This is a genomic window from Mycobacteroides franklinii (assembly GCF_001853795.1).
Classification (GTDB): domain Bacteria; phylum Actinomycetota; class Actinomycetes; order Mycobacteriales; family Mycobacteriaceae; genus Mycobacterium; species Mycobacterium franklinii.
Map to the genome: position 1 here is coordinate 2,038,745 of NZ_MLIK01000019.1, position 20,396 is coordinate 2,059,140.

A 20,396-nucleotide genomic window follows, 5' to 3' on the forward strand; every position below is an offset into this window, starting at 1 on the left:
TTTGTGAGAGCCCCCCGTCGCTGCTGTCGACCCGGGTGCCCGAGTACCGCCGTGGCGACGTTGACGTTCGTCTACGCGGATTCGACGGCCGTGGTTGGGCCGCTGGCCACGTCCAGCGAGCCGCATTCGTGGGATCTGTGCGCGCAACACGCGAGCCGGATCACCGCGCCCCGCGGATGGGAGCTGGTCCGCTACAACGGTCCTTTACCGTCCAATCCAGAGGACGACGACCTGGTTGCCCTGGCAGACGCGGTGCGCGAGCCCGCCGGTGTCCGGGTGGCCGCGGCCGGATTCAGCGAGCCGGCGTTCGATGTCAGCAGCCCCGCGCCCAATGCCGCCCCGCGGCCCGTCCATCCGGCTCCGGTGGGGCGGCGCCGTGGACATCTGCGGGTTCTGCCTGATCCTGCCGAGTGAGGCCGGTCCGAACGAGTACTTGTCCCGGAATGAGGCTGGTTCGCGCGAATGCCGATATCGGGTAGCTCTGATTAGGCAGTTTCGGCGCGGCCTGATTACATTCTGTAGCCTCTCGCCGGACGTTCACGTTGGGCACTCGCCGACCACTAGGCTGGCCAGCGATACCTAACGTCCGGCTTTCAACAGATCAATAGGAGTGCTCTCGTCATGGCCCGGTCTGCCGACGCTGTCCACGCTGTCATCAAGGCGTACGACGTTCGTGGCCTACTGGGCGAGCAGATCGACGAGTCCTTCGTCTTCGACGTGGGTTCCTCGTTCGCACGTCTGGTCAAGGCCGAGCGAGACGACCAGTCCAGGCCACTACGGATCGTCGTGGGCCGCGATATGCGTGACTCGTCGCCCTCCCTGGCGCAGGCGTTCACGGACGGCGTCACCGCCCAGGGTGTCGACGTGGTGCAGATTGGCCTGGCATCCACCGACCAGCTGTACTTCGCGTCCGGATTGTTGGACTGCCCGGGCGCGATGTTCACCGCCAGCCACAATCCGGCCGCATACAACGGAATCAAGCTGTGCCGCGCCGGGGCCAAGCCCGTGGGCAAGGACAGCGGCCTGTCCGTCATCAGCGATGAGCTCATCGGCGGAGTGCCCGGTTACGACGGTCCCGCGGGTGCCGTCACCGAGCGCGATGTGCTCGGCGAGTATGGCGAGTTCCTGCGGTCACTGGTTCAGTTGAGCGCGGCGCGCCCGCTTCGGGTGGCGGTGGACGCCGGTAATGGCATGGCCGGGCACACGACACCCGCGGTGTTGGGTTCGATTTCGTCGATCACGGTCGCGCCGTTGTATTTCGAGTTGGACGGCAACTTCCCCAACCACGAGGCCAACCCGCTCGATCCCGAGAACCTCAGGGACCTGCAGGCCTTCGTGGGTGCCGAGAGTGCCGATATCGGTCTTGCCTTCGATGGCGACGCCGACCGTTGTTTCGTGGTCGATGAGCGCGGACGCGCCGTATCACCCTCCGCCGTAACCGCTTTGGTGGCGCGTCGGGAGTTGGAGCGGGAGATCGGCGGCACGGTCATCCATAACTTGATCACCTCGCGCGCCGTCCCGGAGCTCGTCATCGAGCATGGTGGAACCCCGGTGCGATCCCGGGTTGGCCACTCGTTCATCAAGGCGTTGATGGCCGAGACCGGCGCGATCTTCGGCGGTGAGCACTCCGCGCACTATTACTTCCGGGATTTCTGGGGCGCCGACTCCGGCATGCTGGCGGCTCTGCATGTACTGGCGGCTCTCAGCGAGCAAGATCGGCCGCTGTCGGATCTCATGTCGGACTACGAGCGCTACGCGTCCTCCGGCGAGATCAACTTCCGCGTCTCGAATGCCAAGGCCTGTGTCGACGAAGTGCTGAAGTCATTTGGCACCCAGATAGTTTCGATCGATCACCTCGACGGTGTCACCGTCGATATCGGTGCGGGAACCTGGTTCAACCTGCGCACGTCCAACACCGAGCCCCTGCTGCGGCTCAATGTCGAGGCGCGCACCGATGAGGACGTGGCCGCCGTAGTCGCGCGTGTCACCGATTTGGTGGACCACACAGAGGCTGCCACCTGATGAACGCCACCATCGATCTGGACGACGCCGAGGGTCTCTTGGCGGCGGACCGCGATGGGGCGCTGCAGGCAGCGTCGATGGCCGGATCGCAGGTGCGTGCCGTGGGCACTGCCATCGCCGAGGGCGCGCTGGAACCATTGCGGTCGGAGGATCGATCGCGCGCGGTCGTGTGGGTCTCCGGGCGCGGTACCGCCGCCACTGCGGGAGCGATTCTGGCTGGGGCGCTGGCAGATACGGTGAGCCTGCCATTCGTGACTGCCACCCGGGCGCCGGTTTGGGTGGGCCCGCTCGATGTGATGGTGATTGCCGGTGACGATGCCGGTGACCCGGCCCTCAGTGCCGCGGTATCGGTGGGTACTCGCCGGGGAGCGCGGGTGGTCATTGCCGCCCCGGATGAGGGACCTCTAGCGGATTCCGGTGCCGGCCGGGCGATTTCGCTGGCGCCTCGATTGCGCGTACCCGACACCTTCAGTCTTGCCCACAATCTTGCGGTGGGCGCCGCCGTGCTCGGCGCGCTGGACAGGGCCATCACACCCGACGTGATGACCATCGCCGACGAGATAGACGGTGAGGTGTCCCGGAACACCGTGGGACGCGAGGTTTTCACCAATGCCGCGAAAACGATCGCCGCGCGCTTGACCGGTGGCCCCGCGGTGTTGTGCGGGGATCGGTCGGTCACCGTGGCGCTGGCGGGGCACGCCGCGGCGACGCTGCTACGACTTACCCAGCGCACCGTCACCGCCTGCGGCCTGCCGCAGGCGCTGGCCGCGATGCGGGATGCCTTGTCGGGTAGGAGTTCTGGTGAGAGCTCGTTGTTTCACGATGAGTTCATCGACGGTCCGCGTAGCGATGGTCCGCCGCGAATACTGGCGCTTGCGACCGACACCGACTTCCAATCGGTTGCCGCCAGGATCGAGGGTGTCGACGAAGCCGAGTTGGTGAGCACCACGGACCTCGGCCTGGAGGCGGCCCGACCGTCGGAGCTCGCGCAGTTGCTGATGCTCTCGACCCGGTTCGAAATGGCCTCGGTGTATGCCCGGCTTGGTGGGGGGAGATCCGGGCTGTGAATCTGCTCAGGGGGGCGATCAGGACGTACGCCTGGGGTTCGCGGACGGCCATCGCCGAGTTCACCGGACGCCCCACGCCTACACCGCATCCGGAAGCCGAGCTGTGGCTGGGCGCGCATCCGGCCGACCCGGCGTACCTGGAAACATCCAGCGGCGCAAAGTCATTGCTCGATGTGGTGGCAGCCGACCCGGCCGGTCAGTTGGGGCCGGCGTCGGTGGCAGAGTTCGGGGATCAGCTGCCCTTCCTGTTGAAGGTGCTGGCGGCCGACGAGCCGCTTTCCCTGCAGGCGCACCCCAGCGCACAGCAGGCGGCCGACGGGTACGCACGCGAAGAGGCGGCCGGTGTACCGCTGAACTCTCCGGTGCGCAACTACCGCGATCGCAACCACAAGCCGGAACTCGTTGTGGCCCTGGACCGTTTCGAGGCGCTGGCCGGCTTCCGTGATCCCGGCGACACCGTGGAACTGTTCCGTGCACTGGATGTCGACGCGCTGACCCCATACGTGAACCTGCTGGCCGGTCAATCCGACGCCGACGGGCTACGGGCCTTGTTCACCACCTGGATCACCCTTCCGCAGCCGAGTCTGGATGTGTTGGTGCCGGCCGTCCTCGACGGAGCGGTGCGCTACCTGTCCTCCGATGACGGACGCTTCGTCGGCGAGGCGCGCACACTCCTGGAGTTGGGTGAGCGCTATCCCGCCGATGCGGGAGTGCTCGCCTCGCTGTTGTTGAATCGGCTCACGCTGGAACCGGGGGAGGGGATCTACCTGCCTGCCGGAAACCTGCACGCCTACCTGCGTGGCCTGGCGGTGGAGATCATGGCCAACTCCGACAACGTGCTGCGGGGCGGGCTGACGCCGAAACACGTCGACGTCCCCGAATTGCTTCGGGTGCTGGATTTTTCACCCGCGGCCGAGAAGCACTTACACGTCGAGACGGTCACCGATGGTGCCGAGACTCGGTACCGCACGCCTGCCAGGGAGTTCGCGCTCTCGCGCTTCGATCTCGTGGACGGCGAGCCCACTGCGGTAGGGATCAAGGGGCCGCGGATACTGCTGTGCACCCAGGGCAGCGTGAGCCTGGACGGTTCGGGGACCGACCTCGAGGTGCATGCCGGACAGTCGGTGTGGGTGCCCGCCGATGGCGGGAGTGTCACGCTGACCGGGCGGTCCGATGCCCGGGTGTTCATGGCAACCGTCGACGCGGACGCGTAGCGGTCGACCGGGCGGAAACAGAAGGAGAGTCGATGTCGGCAGGCGGCAGTAAGAGAGCGATCATCGCGGCGCTGGCCGCCAACGCCGGTATCGCCGTGGCCAAGTTCGTCGGCTTCGCGATCACCGGCAGTTCGTCGATGCTCGCCGAGTCCGTGCACTCGATAGCGGACACCTCCAACCAGGGTCTGCTGCTCTACGGACAACGCGCCGCGAGCAGGGAAGCAGATCGCCTGCACCCGTTCGGATATGGACGCAGCCGATTCTTCTACTCCTTTGTGGTCGCGCTGGTGTTGTTCACGCTTGGCTCGGTCTTCGCCCTGTACGAGGGCTATCACAAGATCCATGCGCCCGAGCATCTGCAGTCACCGATCGTGGCGATCGTCATCCTGGCGGTGGCGATCGTGTTGGAGGGTTACAGCTTCCGTACCGCATTCGTCGAGTCCACGCCGCTGAAGGGCGGCGCCAGCTGGTGGCAGTTCATCCGGAACTCGCGTAACCCCGAGCTTCCCGTCGTACTACTCGAAGACACCGGCGCGCTACTGGGGTTGGCCTTCGCATTGTTCGGCGTTGGTATGACGATCGTCACCGGTGATCCGGTGTGGGACGGGATCGGCACGATGGCAATCGGTGTGCTGTTGGGCATCATCGCGATCGTCCTCATGGTCGAGATGAAGAGCCTGCTGATCGGCGAGGGCGCGACGGCGGCACAGGAGCAGGCCATTCTGGGCGCACTGGCGGGTACCGAAGACGTCGAGCGGGTAATCCATTGCCGGACCCAGTATCTGGGTCCGGAGGAGTTGTTGGTCGCGGCCAAGATCGCCATCGCACCGTCTGCGGATTTGCCGCGGGTCGCTGCCACCATCGACGCCGCCGAGCGGCGGGTGCGCGAGGCGGTGCCGATAGCGCAGGTGATCTACCTAGAACCCGATCTGGACCGTTCGGCCGCGATTTCTTAGCTAGCCGGTGTGATCAACAGTCGTGAGCATGGGGGTTGTGCGAGACTGCCGTAATGCCAGGTAGCGGATTGTGGCGAACCAAGTCTGTCGAGCAGTCGATCGCGGATACCGATGAGCCGGAAACGAAGCTTCGTAGGGACCTAACGTGGTGGGATCTCACCGTTTTCGGGGTCTCGGTGGTCATCGGAGCCGGTATCTTCACCGTCACCGCATCGACGGCGGCCAATGTCACCGGGCCCGCGATCTCGCTCTCCTTCATCATGGCCGCGATCGGGTGCGGGCTGGCGGCGATGTGTTATGCCGAATTCGCCTCCACCATCCCCGTTGCCGGCAGCGCCTATACGTTCTCGTACGCGACGTTCGGTGAGTTCGCCGCCTGGATTCTGGGCTGGGATCTGATCCTGGAGTTCTCGGTCGGTGCGGCCACTGTCGCCAAGGGCTGGTCCAGCTATTTAAGTACCGTATTTGGGTTCTCCAGCGGCACAGTTCATCTCGGGTCGGTCAAGATCGACTGGGGTGCGCTGCTCATTGTTTCGGTGTTGACGGTGCTGCTCGCCGTCGGTACCAAGCTGTCTTCGCGGGTGTCGCTCGTCATCACGACCATCAAAGTTCTGGTGGTGTTGTTGGTGATCATCGTCGGCGCGTTCTTCATCAAGACGTCCAACTACACACCGTTCATCCCTCCGGCCGAGGCGGGAAGTTCCAGCAGACAGGGATTGGATCAGTCCCTGTTCTCCTTCATTGCCGGCGGTACCGGCAGTCAGTACGGCTGGTTCGGTGTGCTGGCGGGTGCATCGATCGTGTTCTTCGCATTCATCGGTTTCGATGTCGTCGCCACTACTGCCGAGGAAACGCGGAATCCGCAAAAGGATGTGCCGCGCGGCATCATCGCCTCGCTGGTCATCGTGACGGTCCTGTACGTCGCGGTGACGGTGGTGCTTTCCGGGATGGTCAAGTACAGCGATCTGCGGGCCGCGGACTCGCACCCGAACCTGTCCACGGCATTCCACCTCAACGGTGTCGACTGGGCGGCGAAGGTGATCGCGATCGGTGCGCTGGCCGGGCTGACCACCGTCGTCATGGTGCTGATGCTCGGGCAGATCCGGGTCATCTTCGCGATGTGCCGCGACGGGCTGCTGCCGCGCGAGCTGGCGCGAACCGGATCGCACGGCACGCCGATACGGATCACCCTGATCGTGGGCTTTCTTGTGGCGATAGCTGCCTCTCTTACTCCGATCGAGGGTTTGGAGGAGATCGTCAACGTCGGCACACTGTTCGCGTTTGTGCTGGTTTCGGCCGGCGTTGTCGTGCTGCGGCGGTCCCGGCCGGATCTGCCTCGCAGTTTCCGGACGCCGGGTGTGCCTTGGCTGCCGGTTGTCGCGATCGTGGCGTGTGGGTGGTTGATGCTCAACCTCGCGGTGCGTACCTGGATGTTCGCATTGGGCTGGATGGCCGTCGGCGTGATCGTCTACTTCGTCTACAGCCGCCGGCACTCCGTGCTGGGGCAGCGCGTGGCCGTCGAGAAGTAACTCTTCTTTCGCGTTTCCTTCCGTGCCGACACGCCGTGTCGTGCGCGCCCGTCTCGGCCGTTGCGTCGAAAACCGTGGTCTTGGTGACTGTGGGTGACGCGCGCCACCAGGTGCTTTACAAAACATGTCGATTTGTCTAGACATGCGACGAAACATGTCCTATCGTCAAATCTGTTCGGTGACGTACCTCACGCAGATATCGACGAGGAGAAGTGACGATGACGTCAAACCTTGAAACCAGCCCGGCGCAGCCCGTCCAGTGGCGCGACCGCAAGCGCTACATGTGGCTGTACGGCATGATCCCGCCCACGGCGATCTTCATCGCGACGGCTTTGGTCTACGCGATGAACCAGCTCGGCTGGCAGCAGTTCTCGCCGATCTTCTTCTGGATCGGCCCGCTGTTGGTCTACGTGATCCTGCCGCTGCTGGACCTGAATTTCGGGGCCGATGGCGAGAACGCGCCCGATGAGGTGATGGAGGCGCTGGAGAACGACAAGTACTACCGCTACTGCACCTACATCTTCATTCCGCTCCAGTACGCCAGCTTCTTCGTGGGCGCGTACTACTTCACCGCCACCGATCTGAGCTGGATCGGGTTCGATCACGGCATCAGCTGGATTTCCAAGCTGGGTATCGCGGCGTCGATCGGCGTGCTGGGTGGCGTGGGTATCAACACCGCCCACGAAATGGGACACAAGAAGGACGAGCTGGAACGCTGGCTCTCGAAGATCACGCTGGCGCAGACGTTCTACGGTCACTTCTATATCGAGCACAACCGCGGCCACCACGTGCGCGTCGCGACGCCAGAGGATCCGGCCAGCTCACGCTTCGGCGAGACCTTCTGGGGATTCTGGCCGCGCAGCGTGTGGGGCAGCCTGAAGTCCTCCTGGAACCTGGAGGCCACGCGCATGAAGCGGCTGAACCGCTTTGTGTTGCACCCGAGCAACGATGTGGTCAATGCCTGGCTGATGTCGGTGGTGCTGTTCGGGGTCACCATCGCGATCTTCGGCACCGCGGTCATCCCGTACCTGATCATTCAGGCGATCTATGGATTCACCTTCCTGGAGACGGTGAACTATCTCGAGCACTACGGTCTGCTGCGCCAGAAGGTTGCGGGCGGTCGGTACGAGCGCTGCACACCCAAGCACAGCTGGAACTCCGATCACCTGGTGACCAATATTTTCCTGTACCACCTGCAGCGGCACAGCGATCACCACGCCAACCCGACTCGGCGTTACCAGACGCTGCGCAGCATGGATGGCGCGCCCAACCTGCCCAGTGGGTACGCCACGATGCTGACCCTGGCCTATTTCCCGCCGCTGTGGCGCAAGGTCATGGACCACCGGGTGCTGGATCACTACGACGGCGATATCACCAAGGTGAATGTTCAGCCGAGCAAGCGCACAAAGATTCTGGCCAAGTACGGCGTGACGGACGAGGCGGCCTGACATGTCGCAGTACCGTTGCCCTGTATGTCAGTACGTGTACGACGAGAGCACGGGAGCCCCTCGCGAGGGGTTTCCGGCCGGGACGGCGTGGTCGGCGATTCCCGACGACTGGTGCTGCCCCGACTGCGGAGTGCGCGAGAAGATCGATTTTGAGGAAGTAGTAGGAGCGGACTCATGAGCGACGACTACAAGCTGTACGAATGCATGCAGTGCGGCTTCCAGTACGACGAGGCCCTTGGTTGGCCGGAGGACGGACTCGAGCCGGGCACCCGCTGGGAGGACATTCCCGACGACTGGAGCTGCCCGGATTGCGGAGCGGCCAAAGCTGACTTCGTGATGGTAGAGATCGCGCGGCCATGACGGACGTCCTGCCCGGCAGGGACGCATTGACGTCGGCCAGCACCGCTGTCAGGCTGCCCGGGGTGACGCCTCGAGTGCCGTATGCCGAGGCCGCGCGGGCGCTGCTTCGCGAATCGGTCCTCGATGCCCTTGGCGATCTGTTGCGCCAGCGGGACTGGTCGGCGGTCACGATGTCCGATGTGTCCCGCCGGGCCGGGGTCAGCCGTCAAACGCTCTACAACGAGTTCGGTTCCCGGCAGGGGTTGGCTCAGGGGTACGCCCTGCGGCTGGCCTTGCGTCTGGCCGACTCCGTCAATGATGCGATCTACGCCAACGTCGGCGACATCCACGGCGCGTTGCACCAGGGATTCGCGGCCTTCTTCGCCGAGAGTGCCGCAGACCCCATGGTGATCTCGCTGTTGACGGGTGAGGCCAAGCCTGAGCTCATGCGCCTCGTGACGGTCGACAGCGCGCTGATCGTGCTGCCGGCCTCGGCGCGGCTGACCGAGTCGTTCGCGAACAGCTGGGTGGCCGCCAGCGAGGAAGACGCTGCGATCCTCGCGAGGTCGATTGTGCGGCTGGCGATTAGTTACGTATCGATGCCGCCGGAATCGGATCATGACGTGGCGCTCGATATGGCGCGGTTGTTGTCGCCGTTCGTCGAGACCAACGCGCTTGCCGACAGGGCGTGACCTGCACCTGCGTAAATCTCGGTACCTGATCTAACTATCAGTCGCTCTCACGCGCTAACCTGGTGACGGACCCGTGTATGTCATGGGGATTGACATACTTCAGAGACTTGATTGAGGTGGCGATGACCGAGCTGGTGGCCGACGTACGCAACGGCATTGATTACAAGGTGGCCGATCTTTCCGAGGCCGAGTTCGGCCGCAAGGAGATCCGTCTCGCCGAGCACGAGATGCCGGGCCTGATGACGCTGCGCCGTGAGTACGCAGATGTGTTGCCGCTCAAGGGCGCTCGCATCTCTGGCTCGCTGCACATGACGATTCAGACCGCGGTGCTGATCGAGACGCTTGTCGCGCTCGGTGCCGAGGTGCGCTGGGCGTCGTGCAACATCTTCTCCACCCAGGACCACGCGGCGGCGGCTGTCGTCGTCGGCCCGCACGGCACCCCGGAAGAGCCCCAGGGCACCCCGGTCTTCGCCTGGAAGGGCGAGACGCTGGAGGAGTACTGGTGGGCTGCCGAGCAGATGCTCACCTGGCCCAACGAGCCGGCCAACATGATCCTGGACGACGGTGGCGACGCCACCATGCTGGTGCTGCGCGGTGCGCAGTTCGAGCAGGCCGGTGTGGTGCCGCCCGCGGACGAGAATGACTCGGCCGAGTACAAGGTCTTCCTGAACCTGCTGCGTGAGCGGTTCGAGACCGACAAGGACAAGTGGACCAAGATCGCCGAATCGGTGCAGGGTGTCACCGAGGAGACCACCACCGGCGTGCTGCGCCTCTACCAGTTCGCCGCCGCCGGCGAGCTGGCGTTCCCGGCCATCAACGTCAACGACTCGGTGACCAAGAGCAAGTTCGACAACAAGTACGGCACCCGGCACTCGCTGGTCGACGGCATCAACCGCGGCACCGATGCGCTCATTGGCGGCAAGAAGGTGCTGATCTGCGGCTACGGCGACGTGGGCAAGGGCTGTGCCGAGTCGCTGGCCGGTCAGGGTGCGCGCGTGCAGGTCACCGAGATCGACCCCATCAACGCCCTGCAGGCGCTGATGGACGGCTACGACGTGGTGACCGTCGAGGAGGCGATCGGCAACGCCGACATCGTCGTGACCGCGACCGGCAACTTCGACATCATCCTGCTTGACCACATGAAGGCGATGAAGGATCACGCGATCCTGGGCAACATCGGCCACTTCGACAACGAGATCGACATGGCGGCGCTGGAGAAGTCGGGCGCGGTCCGGCTCAACATCAAGCCGCAGGTCGATCAGTGGACGTTCGGCGACTCGGGCAAGTCGATCATCGTGCTGTCCGAGGGCCGTCTGCTCAACCTGGGTAACGCCACCGGACACCCGTCGTTCGTGATGAGCAACAGCTTCTCGAACCAGGTCATCGCGCAGATCGAGCTGTGGACCAAGAACGACGAGTACGACAACGAGGTTTACCGGCTTGCCAAGCACCTCGATGAGAAGGTGGCGCGCATCCACGTCGAGGCTCTCGGCGGCTCGCTGACCAAGCTCACCAAGGACCAGGCCGAGTACATCGGCGTGGACGTGGAGGGCCCGTACAAGCCGGAGCACTACCGCTACTGATCGTCGCTGGGCGACGTAGAGGCCCCTTGCACTCCGGTGCGGGGGGCTTTTGCGTAGGCTGACCAGCCGTGGGCCAACTGATTGCGATCGAGGGTGTCGACGGCGCGGGTAAGCGCACACTCACCGAGGCGCTGACCAAGCGCTGCGTGTCCGACGGGTTATCCGTTGCGACGCTGGCCTTTCCGCGTTACGGACAGTCGGTGCATGCCGATCTCGCTGCCGAGTCGCTCAAAGGGGGGCACGGTGATGTGGTGTCCTCGGCGTACGCGATGGGGCTGCTGTTCGCGCTGGATCGCCGTGATGCGCTTGCGGAGTTGACGGAGCTGACGCGCGCTCACGATCTGGTGATCCTGGATCGGTGGGTGGCCTCCAACGCCGCATACGGTGCGGCGCGGCTGCATCAGGATGGTGATGGCGACATGGCGCACTGGGTGTACGCGCTGGAGTTCGAGCGCTTCGGGCTACCCCGGCCGGATTGGCAAGTATTCCTTGATGTTTCGCCCGAGCTGGCGGGGGAGCGGGCCCGCGGCCGCGAGCAGCAGGACAGTGACCGCACCCGCGATACCTACGAGCGTGACGCGGATCTGCAGTCGCGGGTATCCGCGGCGTACGCCGATCTGGCGCAACGCAACTGGGGTGGACCCTGGGTGGTCACCGATGGTGCCGAACCGGAAACGCTGGCGGCGGAGCTCCTTCGGCGAGCGTGAAGCTACTGCGGGAAATCGATAGAAATTGCGCAGTAGCTTCACGCTCGGCCAGCCGCTACCACTCGCTGGATTCGACTTCTTCCTCACGGCCGACGTGCCAACGCACCGATGAGACCGCGGGTTCCATGGACAACCGGCTCACCGCGGACTCCAGCAGGGAGTCGTTGCGCTCCTCGGTGCTCAGCTTCGCGACCACCCGAACGTGCTTGCCGTCCTCGACGTCGTAGGATCGCACCGATTGCAATGCGAATTCCGGCCGGTTGACCGCTTGCACGGTGAGCGCCCGGATATGCGCCTCGGTCTCATCGGTGGTGGTGACCTCGAAGAGATACGCGGCGGGCGCGGATTCGCGACCGATTGCGGGCTGACGGTCCAGTAGGTGGCCCACCGGGCGTAACAGCAGGTTGGCCAGCACAATTGCCGCCGCACCGAGGACTGCCACCTCGTACATTCCGCCACCGGCCAGGGCGCCGACAGCGGCAGTTGCCCACATGGTGGCAGCGGTGTTCAGCCCGGTGATGGTGGCGCCTTGCTTCATGATCACGCCGGCGCCGAGGAAGCCGATGCCTGAAACAATCTGTGCCGCAACGCGAGTGGGATCGGCGCCGGGTCCGTGGAAGCTGTAGGCGCCCATGATGACGAATAGTGTTGCGCCCAGGCACACCAGGGCGTTGGTGCGTAGGCCGGCATTCTTGGCGCGCCACTGCCGTTCTACTCCGATGGCGCAACCCAGGCCAAATCCGAGTGCTATGCGGATGATGACATCCCAATGGCTCATAACGGGTCCTGTTCTCTCGCAGTGATTTCCAGGTGCACAAAAATCGGTGCAACAAGAGCGCCTTCGAGCGTGAACCGGGTCTGCGTTAGAAGGCGCTGTGAATACTCGGAGGTTGACTATCGGACATAGTCGCGTCACCTCCTAGTCGTGGGCGCAAAGCGCACATGAATCACTGCTGAACAAAGCGTCATCATTAAACACCCCGCCACCGGCGACCGGCAAGGTACCGCGTCGTTCGGTGATATGTACACCGCACTGGGCGCGGGACGGCAGGATTGGTACGTGTACTTCGATCTAAGCGTACGAGATTTCCTGGACCGTGCCGAGTTGGTCTACCCCGACCGCATCGGGGTTGTCGACGAACCGGTGCAACCGGCGCCGTCTTGGGGCGAGTTGACCTACCGGCAGCTCGCCGCGCGGGCTCGTGGACAGGCCGCGGTGCTCGATGCTCTCGGAGTCGCACCGGGGGAGCGGGTGGCCATCGTTTCGCAGAACAGCGCGCGCCTGCTCGCCTCCTTTTTCGGGGTGTCCGGATGGGGACGCATCCTGGTGCCCATCAATTTTCGGTTGGCCCCCGCCGAGATCGAGTACATCGTCGGGCATTCGGGCGCGTCGGTGCTGATCGTCGACCCGGAGGTACGGGGCCTGCTGGACACCGTGCGCGCGACCCACAACTTCGTACTGGGCGAAGACGATGCGGCGATCTTCGGGGAGATGGGAGAGGGTGAGTCGCTGAACTCCGCGAATCCCAACCCGTGGTCGTGTACCGAATCGGACACAGCCACACTGAATTACACCTCAGGCACCACCAGCAGACCCAAGGGCGTGCAGCTCACACATCGCAATATCTGGATCAACGCCGTCGTCTTCGGGCTGCACGCGACCTTGCGCGATGACGATGTGCTGCTACACACATTGCCGATGTTTCACTGCAACGGATGGGGTTGGCCGTACGCGGCCACCGGAATGGGTGGGCGCCACATTGTGCTGCGCAAGGTCGACGGCGACGAGATTCTGCGACGCGTCGCGTCGCATGGCGTCACTGTGATGTGCGCGGCACCAACGGTCGTCGACGCCGTGCTGGATGCGGCCGCACGCTGGCAAGGGCCCATTCCAGGCCGGGACCGGGTCCGCATCATCGTCGCGGGGGCGCCGCCACCAACACGCACCATCGCGCGGGTGCGGGCCGAACTCGGCTGGGAATTCATTCAGATCTATGGGCTTACCGAAACCGCACCGCTGATCACCATGAATCGTTTTCGCTCCGAATGGGCCGGTCTCGACGAGCAGGAGCAGGCCCGCATGCTGGGACGTGCGGGTGCCCCGGCGATCGGGGTGCGCGTTTCCGTCGCCGAAGACGGTGAGGTGCTCACCCAGTCGAACACGAATCTCGACGGATATTGGGATCAGCCGGAGGCCACCGCGGAGGCATTGGCGGGCAATTGGTTTCACACCGGTGATCGCGGATCGGTGGACGACGGATATCTCACCATCTCGGATCGCAAGAAGGACGTCATCATCACGGGCGGGGAGAATGTCACCTCCATCGAGGTTGAGGACGCGTTGATATCGCATCCCGCCGTTCGTGAGGCCGCTGTCGTCGGGATCCCCGACGAGAAATGGGGAGAACTGGTCACGGCGGTCGTAGTGGTGGTCACCCCGGCCGACCCGCCGACCGGGTCCGAACTCATCGCGCACTGTCGGGACAGATTGGCCGGGTACAAGTGCCCCAAGCGAGTCGAGTTCGTCGAAGCCCTGCCCAGAACGGCCACCGGCAAGATCCAGAAGTTCAAGATCCGTCAGCAGCTCGTCTAACTGCCAGATAGATTCGCAACTCGCCCCTTGGGTACCCCGGTTTTGTCACGATCTAGTGACACGATGGGATCTATGAGGCAAAGGATCCTTGTTGTCGACGATGACGCGTCATTGGCGGAGATGCTCACCATCGTGTTGCGCGGGGAGGGCTTCGAGACGGCAGTTGTGAGCGATGGCACCCAGGCGCTCACCGCCGTTCGGGAGCTGCGGCCCGATCTGGTCCTGCTGGACCTCATGCTGCCCGGGATGAACGGTATCGATGTCTGCCGCGTGCTGCGCTCCGACTCCGGTGTGCCGATTGTCATGCTCACCGCCAAGACCGACACCGTTGACGTGGTGTTGGGCCTGGAGTCCGGCGCAGATGACTACATCATGAAACCGTTCAAGCCCAAGGAGCTCGTCGCCCGCATTCGTGCCCGGCTGCGCCGTAACGACGACGAGCCCGCCGAGCTGCTGAACATCGCGGGTATCGAGATCGATGTGCCCGCGCACAAGGTGACGCGCGAGGGCGAACAGATCTCGCTGACCCCGCTGGAGTTCGACCTGCTGGTGGCGCTGGCACGTAAACCGCGCCAGGTGTTTACTCGTGATGTGCTGCTCGAACAGGTGTGGGGTTATCGTCACCCGGCCGATACCAGGCTGGTGAACGTCCACGTGCAGCGTCTGCGGGCGAAGGTCGAGAAGGACCCGGAGAATCCGACCGTGGTGTTGACCGTTCGAGGAGTGGGATATAAGGCCGGACCCCCGTGATCTTCAGCTCGAAGCGGCGCATTCAGCGGCGATCGGCACCACTGATACGCGGACTGAAGGCACTGAGTCGAGCGGTCGGGTTCACCTGGCGCCGTTCCCTGCAGGTGCGGGTGGTGGTGTCCAACCTGGCGCTGTCCTCACTGGTCATTCTGATCCTGGGATTTGTGCTCACCAGCCAGGTCACCGACCGCATCCTGGAATCGAAGATCCGGGTCGCGACCGAAGAGATGGAACGTGCGCGCGTCATCGTCAGCGACGATGTCGGCGGCGAGGAGACCCGTTCGGTACAAAGCAGCCTGGAGCTGGCTCGTAACCAACTGCTGAACGGCAGCAAGGGTTCTGACGGCGGAGGCGCCGGCGCGTTTGACGCGGTCCTGCTGGTTCCCGGTGATGGCCCCCGCGAGGCAACTTCGGCGGGGCCGGCCACCCAAATTCCGGGCCCCTTGCGCGAATTCGTCAAGGCCGGACAGGTCAGTTACCAGTACTCGACAGTGCACACCGAGAGCTTCTCGGGGAAGGCTCTGGTCATCGGTTCGCCGACTACCTCCTCGAAGGTGACCGCCCTCGAGCTGTATCTGGTCTTCCCGCTCTCGAACGAGGAAAGCACCATTTCGCTGGTGAGGGGCACCATCGTGACCGGTGGGGTGGTGCTGCTGGTGCTGCTGGCCGCGGTGGCGCTGCTGGTCGCTCGTCAGGTGGTGCTGCCGGTGCGGTCGGCGTCGCGTATCGCCGAACGATTCGCCGAAGGGCATCTGTCCGAACGCATGCCGGTGCGCGGCGTCGACGATATGGCGCGGCTCGCGGTGTCATTCAACGACATGGCCGAAAGCCTGTCGCGTGAGATCACCCAACTGGAAGAGTTCGGAAATCTGCAGCGCCGCTTCACCTCTGACGTGAGCCACGAACTACGCACACCGCTGACCACGGTGCGGATGGCGGCCGACCTCATCTATGACAACCGCGAAGAGCTGGATCCGGCGCTGCAGCGCTCCGCCGAGTTGATGGTCAACGAGCTCGATCGATTTGAAACGCTGCTCAGTGACCTGCTGGAAATCTCGCGGCACGATGCCGGTGTCGCCGAGCTCACCGTGGAGCAGGTGGATCTGCGCGACACCGTCAAGGCGGTGGTGGCCTCGGTCAAGCACCTGGCCGACGAGTTGGACACCACGGTCGAACTCGACATGCCCGACAAAGAGATCATCGCCGAGGTGGATCCCCGTCGCGTGGAACGCATCCTGCGCAACCTGGTGGCCAATGCCATCGACCACAGCGAGCACAAGCCGGTCACCATCCGGATGGCCGCCGATATCGACAGCGTCGCCGTCACGGTCCGTGACCGCGGAGTCGGCTTGCGACCCGGCGAGGAAAAGCTGGTGTTCAACAGGTTCTGGCGTGCCGACCCGTCGCGTAAGCGTCATTCCGGGGGCACCGGGTTGGGGTTGGCCATCAGCGTCGAGGACGCCCGGTTGCATCAGGGACGCCTGGAGGCGTGGGGCGAACCGGGCAATGGTGCGTTGTTCCGCCTGACGGTGCCGTTGGTACGCGGGCATAAGGTGACGACGAGCCCTCTTCCGTTGAATCCGACCAGCCGTCCGAGTTCGGCTGTGCGCCGGGCGACTTCGCGCGGACCTCATCCCGGTGAGCAAGAGACCACACCCATGCGTACCTCGGGTGCCAAGATCGAGCGCGTGCGGGAGTCGTCGGGCGGCCGTGGGGGAGATGCATCGTGATGCGCCGCAAGGTGGCCGCCGCCTTGGCTGCGATAACACTCGGGGTCTCCGGCTGTGCCGGGGTGCCGTCCTCGTCCTCGCCGCAGGCCATCGGCACGGTGCAGCGCCCGCTGCCTCCTGGGGTGCCGGCACCCACGCCGGGCATGGAGCCGGAGACGGTGCTCCGTGAATTTCTGAAAGCCACGGCTGAGCCGTCCAACAGACACCGGGCGGCCCGCCAATTCCTCACCGAATCCGGCTCGCGGACATGGGATGACGCGGGTGACGCGGTGCTGATCGAGTCGCCGGTGTTCGCCGACCAGCGCGGTGTCGACCGGTGGACCATCAATGTCCGCGCCAACAAACTGGGCACCCTGTCCGATATCGGGGTGTTCGAGACTTCGCAGGGCGACGTCCAAGCTCCGCAGTTCACGTTGGTAAAAGTCAACGGCGAGTGGCGAATCGATACCCTGCCCAACGGGGTGTTCCTGGACTGGGCACAGTTCCAGACCACCTATCGGCGATACACCGTGTACTTCGCGGATCCCGCCGGCCGTACGGTGGTGCCCGACCCGCGGTATCTGGCGGTCGCTGATCCCGAACTGTTGGCCACCGAGCTCGTATACAAACTGCTGGCCGGCCCGCGCCCGGAACTTGGTGGGGCGGTGCGTAATCACCTCAGCGGTCTGCGGTTACGCGGCCCGGTGACCCGCGTCGATGGCAGCAGGGTCGATGTGGGGCGCGGATATGGCGGCGTGCGGGTGGAACTGGAGGGCGATCTGACACCGGATCAGCGGACCCGGCAGTTCCTTGCCGCGCAGGTGATTTGGACGTTGTCGCGGGCCGGTGTTGCTGGACCGTATGTGCTGCAGGTCAATGGTGCTCCACTCGATGAGCAGCTGGCGCAGGGCTGGAGCACTCAGAATGTCGCATCGACGGACCCTGGCGCGTCGGAGGGCGCAGGGGTGGGTCTGTACGGGCTGCTCAACGGTTCGCTGGTATCGGTTGATCGCGACACTGCGGCGCCGGTGCGGGGTTCTTTCGGTCAAGTGGGAAACCAGGTTTCCGCGGCGCTGTCACGCAGCGGCCGTCAGGTGGCGTCCGTGGTGCGGGTGCAGGCAGGCGATGACCCGCAGATGTCGATGTGGGTGGGTGCCAATGGCGCAAACGGCAGTGAGGCGGTGGGCGGCAAGACCCTGACCCGCCCGACCTGGGCGCTCGACGACGCGGTGTGGGTGGTCATCGACGGCGGCCGAGTGGTCAGAGTGATCCAGGAGGCCACCACGTCCATGGTGGCGGTGCTGCCGGTCGAATCCTCGGCGGTGGCACAGAAATACAAGGGACTGATCACCGAACTGGCGTTGTCGCGCGATGGCACCCGAGCGGCGATGATCATCGACGGCCAGGTCATCCTGGCGACGGTCGTGCAGACCGACAGTGGTGACTACGCGTTGGTGCAACCGCGGCGGCTGGGCTATGGCCTGGGAAACTCGGCGGTCTCGCTGGCCTGGCGCACCGGTGACGATATCGCGGTGGCCCGCAACGACGGATCGCACTTGGTGGCCAACGTGAACCTGGACGGCGTGAACTCCGACCTGGATGATCGCAACCTGTTGACCCCGGTGTCCACGATCGTCGCCTCGCCGGCGATCATCTACATCGCCGACGCACGCGGAGTGCTGCAGCTGACGGGACTGGGCACTCCGGAGGAGCGGTGGATCGAGGTGCGCCCGCTCATGATGCCCCAAACGATTCCGGTGCTCACGGGCTAGTTGTCGGGGATCATCTCCGTGGCGAGTAGCGCCTCGGGAATCCCGAAGGCGTCCACCAGGGTTCCCAGGTGCGGGCGCAGCTCCTCACAGAGCTGGTTGACGCCGCGCCGGATCGCCTTCGCACGTTCGGTCGAGACATGCCGGTGCATGAGGAACCATGACAGGTCGGCCTCGAGGACGCTGTAGACGAACAGATCGCACAGCTTCTCCAGCAGTTCCTGTGCCGACTTGCTGTCGCAGCTGTCGATTGCCTCGATGAAGGCTTCCAGCACCACCCGCTCGGTGTGTGCCGAGCCGACCTTGAGGATGTGGTCCTGGGCGGAGTTGAAGACCTCAAACGGATCCTCATCATCGGATTGAGCGCGCTGCATTCGGGTGGCCGCGGTGCGCAACAGATGGTCTTCGCGGTTACGCAGCAGCCGCAGCTGGGTGCCCCGGTTGCTCAGATCGGATTCCTCGACGTCCTCGTCAGAGGAGTCCAGGATGGTCTGGATGACCTGCCGTACCGCGGAACGTTCCAGGATCACGTCCCGGGCCATTCCGGCGATGAATCGGGTCCAGCCCACGGCATTGAGGCCGCGCACGTCCTCGGCGTAGGCCGACAGGAGCTCCTTGGCCACCAGCTGGGTGAGCACGGTGTTGTCGCCCTCGAAGGTGGTGAACACGTCTATATCGCGGCGCAGGATCGTGAGCTGGTTGGCGTCCAGGTAGCCTGCGCCACCGCACGCCTCGCGGCACACCGTGATGGTGTTCTGGGCATGCCAGCTGGTCATCGCCTTCAAACCCGCTGCGGCACTTTCCAGCTGGCGTTGCCGGTCCGCGTCCACCTCGTCGGCGGTCTGTACCTCATGGAGCTCTTCGGTCAATTCATTCTGCGCGAATGCCAGTGCATAGGAGCGGGCGATCAGGGGCAACAGCTTGCGCTGATGCACCAGATAGTCGGCGATGATCACCTCGTCGCTACTGTCCGGTGTGTCGAATTGCTTGCGTACCAAGGCATAACGCGAGGCGATGGTCAATGCCTTACGGGCGGCTGCGCCGGAGGTGGCGGCGACGCTCACCCGGCCGCGGATAAGGGTGCCCAGCATGGTGAAGAACCGCTTGTTCTCGTTCTCGATCGGTGAGCTGTAGGTACCGTCCTCGGCGACGTCCGCGTACTTGTTCAGCAGATTGGCGCGCGGGACCCGCACGTTGTCGAACACGATGCGCCCGTTGTCTACGCCGGCGAGCCCACCCTTGTACCCGCAGTCGCTGGTGGTGATGCCGGGCAGATCGTTGCCGTCGGCGTCGCGGATCGGCACCACGAAGCAGTGCACGCCGCGCCCGCTCGCCTCCTCGCCGGGCCCGCCCGTGACGAGCTGTGCGAATACCGCGGACACGGTGGCATGCTCGGCGGCACCGCCGATGTAGTCCTTGCGGGCCAGCGAGCCCTCGGAGTTGAGGATGAAGTCGCCGGTCTTGCTGTCATAGGTGGCGACGGTCTGCAGCGCCTGCACATTGGAACCGTGACCGGTCTCGGTCATGCCGAAACAGCCGAGCACATCGAGATTGATCAACGGGACCACGTACTGCTCGTGATGGGTTGCGGTGCCCAGGTTTTCGATGGCGCCACCGAACAGGCCCCACTGCACGCCGGCCTTGACCATCAGCGAGAGGTCGGCGTAACCGAGCATCTCGATGCCGACGATCGCGGCCCCGACATCGCCGGTGCCACCGTGTTCCTTGCGGAATCCGGCGTGTGGCAAGCCATGTGGCACCAGCTCGCGCATGATCTGCAGTGATCGTGCGCGCGCCTGCTCAAGGGTCAGTGCCGGGTCGGGGAGCAGGTCGGCTCGGTTCAGATACTCACGCGCGGCATCGCGGATCGGACCGAATCGTCCGTCGAGCGCGACGCGCAGGTTTGAGGTGAGAACTTCGGGATCGGCGGGTGCTGTCCGGGTCTCCATGAATCCGAGCCTAGTCAAATCGGCTCCACTGCTCGGCGTTCTTGCGGTCGCCACTTGCCTTTACCGACC

18 protein-coding genes are annotated in these 20,396 nt (G+C 64.5%); 16 read left to right on the forward strand and 2 right to left on the reverse strand.

Annotation, left to right across the window (positions count from 1 at the left end; translation table 11 throughout):
• The first annotated feature begins 3 nt into the window (after positions 1-3).
• The 12 genes from BKG76_RS17375 (at position 4) to BKG76_RS17425 (ending at position 11,557) form a co-directional block, all read left to right on the forward strand.
• Positions 4-414: a DUF3499 domain-containing protein gene (locus BKG76_RS17375; protein ID WP_083338079.1), complete on the forward strand. Its 411-nt coding sequence runs from the start codon at positions 4-6 to the stop codon at positions 412-414.
• 207 nt (positions 415-621) lie between these two features.
• Entirely contained in the window at positions 622-2,022 is a 1,401-nt protein-coding gene (locus tag BKG76_RS17380) for a phosphomannomutase/phosphoglucomutase (protein ID WP_070938695.1), read from the forward strand.
• On the forward strand, positions 2,022-3,089 hold the full coding sequence (locus BKG76_RS17385) for a TobH protein (RefSeq protein WP_070938696.1): 1,068 nt from the start codon (positions 2,022-2,024) through the stop codon (positions 3,087-3,089). Before BKG76_RS17380 ends, BKG76_RS17385 begins: the two co-directional genes overlap by 1 nt.
• Positions 3,086-4,303, forward strand: a complete 1,218-nt coding sequence (manA, locus tag BKG76_RS17390; protein ID WP_070938697.1) for a mannose-6-phosphate isomerase, class I — start codon at positions 3,086-3,088, stop codon at positions 4,301-4,303. The genes BKG76_RS17385 and manA overlap by 4 nt, the downstream gene beginning before the upstream one ends.
• Positions 4,304-4,335: 32 nt before the next feature.
• Positions 4,336-5,259, forward strand: a complete 924-nt coding sequence (locus BKG76_RS17395) for a cation diffusion facilitator family transporter (protein WP_070938698.1) — start codon at positions 4,336-4,338, stop codon at positions 5,257-5,259.
• Between the two features lie 53 nt (positions 5,260-5,312).
• Entirely contained in the window at positions 5,313-6,788 is a 1,476-nt protein-coding gene (locus BKG76_RS17400) for an amino acid permease (RefSeq protein ID WP_070938699.1), read from the forward strand.
• Positions 6,789-7,006: 218 nt separating this feature from the next.
• Positions 7,007-8,236: an alkane 1-monooxygenase gene (locus BKG76_RS17405; protein WP_070938700.1), complete on the forward strand. Its 1,230-nt coding sequence runs from the start codon at positions 7,007-7,009 to the stop codon at positions 8,234-8,236.
• A gap of 1 nt (position 8,237) precedes the next feature.
• Positions 8,238-8,414 (forward strand): rubredoxin, encoded by a 177-nt coding sequence (locus BKG76_RS24525; protein ID WP_083338080.1) that lies wholly within the window; start codon positions 8,238-8,240, stop codon positions 8,412-8,414.
• Positions 8,411-8,596: a rubredoxin gene (locus BKG76_RS17410; protein ID WP_070938701.1), complete on the forward strand. Its 186-nt coding sequence runs from the start codon at positions 8,411-8,413 to the stop codon at positions 8,594-8,596. The genes BKG76_RS24525 and BKG76_RS17410 overlap by 4 nt, the downstream gene beginning before the upstream one ends.
• Before the next feature lie 74 nt (positions 8,597-8,670).
• Positions 8,671-9,267 carry a TetR/AcrR family transcriptional regulator gene (locus tag BKG76_RS17415; protein WP_070939329.1) on the forward strand — a complete coding sequence of 199 codons (597 nt, stop codon included), beginning with the start codon at positions 8,671-8,673 and terminating at the stop codon, positions 9,265-9,267.
• A gap of 122 nt (positions 9,268-9,389) precedes the next feature.
• On the forward strand, positions 9,390-10,850 hold the full coding sequence (ahcY, locus tag BKG76_RS17420; protein ID WP_070938702.1) for an adenosylhomocysteinase: 1,461 nt from the start codon (positions 9,390-9,392) through the stop codon (positions 10,848-10,850).
• Between the two features lie 68 nt (positions 10,851-10,918).
• Positions 10,919-11,557 (forward strand): dTMP kinase, encoded by a 639-nt coding sequence (locus BKG76_RS17425; RefSeq protein ID WP_070938703.1) that lies wholly within the window; start codon positions 10,919-10,921, stop codon positions 11,555-11,557.
• 55 nt (positions 11,558-11,612) lie between these two features.
• Here BKG76_RS17425 and BKG76_RS17430 read toward each other — a convergent pair whose 3' ends face one another.
• Complete coding sequence (locus tag BKG76_RS17430; protein WP_070938704.1) at positions 11,613-12,335, reverse strand: MgtC/SapB family protein; 723 nt, start codon at positions 12,333-12,335, stop codon at positions 11,613-11,615.
• A 282-nt stretch (positions 12,336-12,617) separates the two neighbouring features.
• Between BKG76_RS17430 and BKG76_RS17435 the strand changes: the two genes are divergently transcribed.
• The 4 genes from BKG76_RS17435 to lpqB all read left to right on the forward strand — a co-directional run bounded on the left by BKG76_RS17435 (position 12,618) and on the right by lpqB (position 18,381).
• Positions 12,618-14,150, forward strand: a complete 1,533-nt coding sequence (locus tag BKG76_RS17435) for an AMP-binding protein (RefSeq protein WP_070939330.1) — start codon at positions 12,618-12,620, stop codon at positions 14,148-14,150.
• A 63-nt stretch (positions 14,151-14,213) separates the two neighbouring features.
• Positions 14,214-14,900 (forward strand): two-component system response regulator MtrA, encoded by a 687-nt coding sequence (mtrA, locus tag BKG76_RS17440; RefSeq protein ID WP_070909563.1) that lies wholly within the window; start codon positions 14,214-14,216, stop codon positions 14,898-14,900.
• A complete protein-coding gene (gene mtrB, locus BKG76_RS17445) occupies positions 14,897-16,630 on the forward strand; it encodes an MtrAB system histidine kinase MtrB (protein ID WP_070938705.1) in 1,734 nt (577 codons plus the stop codon). The genes mtrA and mtrB overlap by 4 nt, the downstream gene beginning before the upstream one ends.
• The gene (lpqB, locus tag BKG76_RS17450) at positions 16,627-18,381 is read left to right on the forward strand and encodes an MtrAB system accessory lipoprotein LpqB (RefSeq protein WP_109420784.1); all 1,755 of its coding nucleotides are present in this window, start codon (positions 16,627-16,629) and stop codon (positions 18,379-18,381) included. The genes mtrB and lpqB overlap by 4 nt, the downstream gene beginning before the upstream one ends.
• Here the strand turns inward: lpqB and BKG76_RS17455 are convergent.
• A complete protein-coding gene (locus BKG76_RS17455) occupies positions 18,378-20,327 on the reverse strand; it encodes an acyl-CoA dehydrogenase family protein (protein ID WP_070938707.1) in 1,950 nt (649 codons plus the stop codon). The genes lpqB and BKG76_RS17455 overlap by 4 nt on opposite strands.
• Between the last annotated feature and the right edge of the window lie 69 nt (positions 20,328-20,396).

What these genes read in the sequence shown, in the direction of transcription:
- BKG76_RS17380 (WP_070938695.1), top strand. Translation starts at nt 622, where the DNA reads ATGGCCCGGTCTGCCGACGCTGTCCACGCTGTCATCAAGGCGTACGAC.
- BKG76_RS17395 (WP_070938698.1), top strand. Translation starts at nt 4,336, where the DNA reads ATGTCGGCAGGCGGCAGTAAGAGAGCGATCATCGCGGCGCTGGCCGCC.
- BKG76_RS17455 (WP_070938707.1), bottom strand. Translation starts at nt 20,327, where the DNA reads ATGGAGACCCGGACAGCACCCGCCGATCCCGAAGTTCTCACCTCAAAC.
- BKG76_RS17405 (WP_070938700.1), top strand. Translation starts at nt 7,007, where the DNA reads ATGACGTCAAACCTTGAAACCAGCCCGGCGCAGCCCGTCCAGTGGCGC.
- ahcY (WP_070938702.1), top strand. Translation starts at nt 9,390, where the DNA reads ATGACCGAGCTGGTGGCCGACGTACGCAACGGCATTGATTACAAGGTG.
- BKG76_RS17410 (WP_070938701.1), top strand. Translation starts at nt 8,411, where the DNA reads ATGAGCGACGACTACAAGCTGTACGAATGCATGCAGTGCGGCTTCCAG.
- BKG76_RS17430 (WP_070938704.1), bottom strand. Translation starts at nt 12,335, where the DNA reads ATGAGCCATTGGGATGTCATCATCCGCATAGCACTCGGATTTGGCCTG.
- mtrA (WP_070909563.1), top strand. Translation starts at nt 14,214, where the DNA reads ATGGGATCTATGAGGCAAAGGATCCTTGTTGTCGACGATGACGCGTCA.
- BKG76_RS24525 (WP_083338080.1), top strand. Translation starts at nt 8,238, where the DNA reads ATGTCGCAGTACCGTTGCCCTGTATGTCAGTACGTGTACGACGAGAGC.
- BKG76_RS17385 (WP_070938696.1), top strand. Translation starts at nt 2,022, where the DNA reads ATGAACGCCACCATCGATCTGGACGACGCCGAGGGTCTCTTGGCGGCG.
- BKG76_RS17400 (WP_070938699.1), top strand. Translation starts at nt 5,313, where the DNA reads ATGCCAGGTAGCGGATTGTGGCGAACCAAGTCTGTCGAGCAGTCGATC.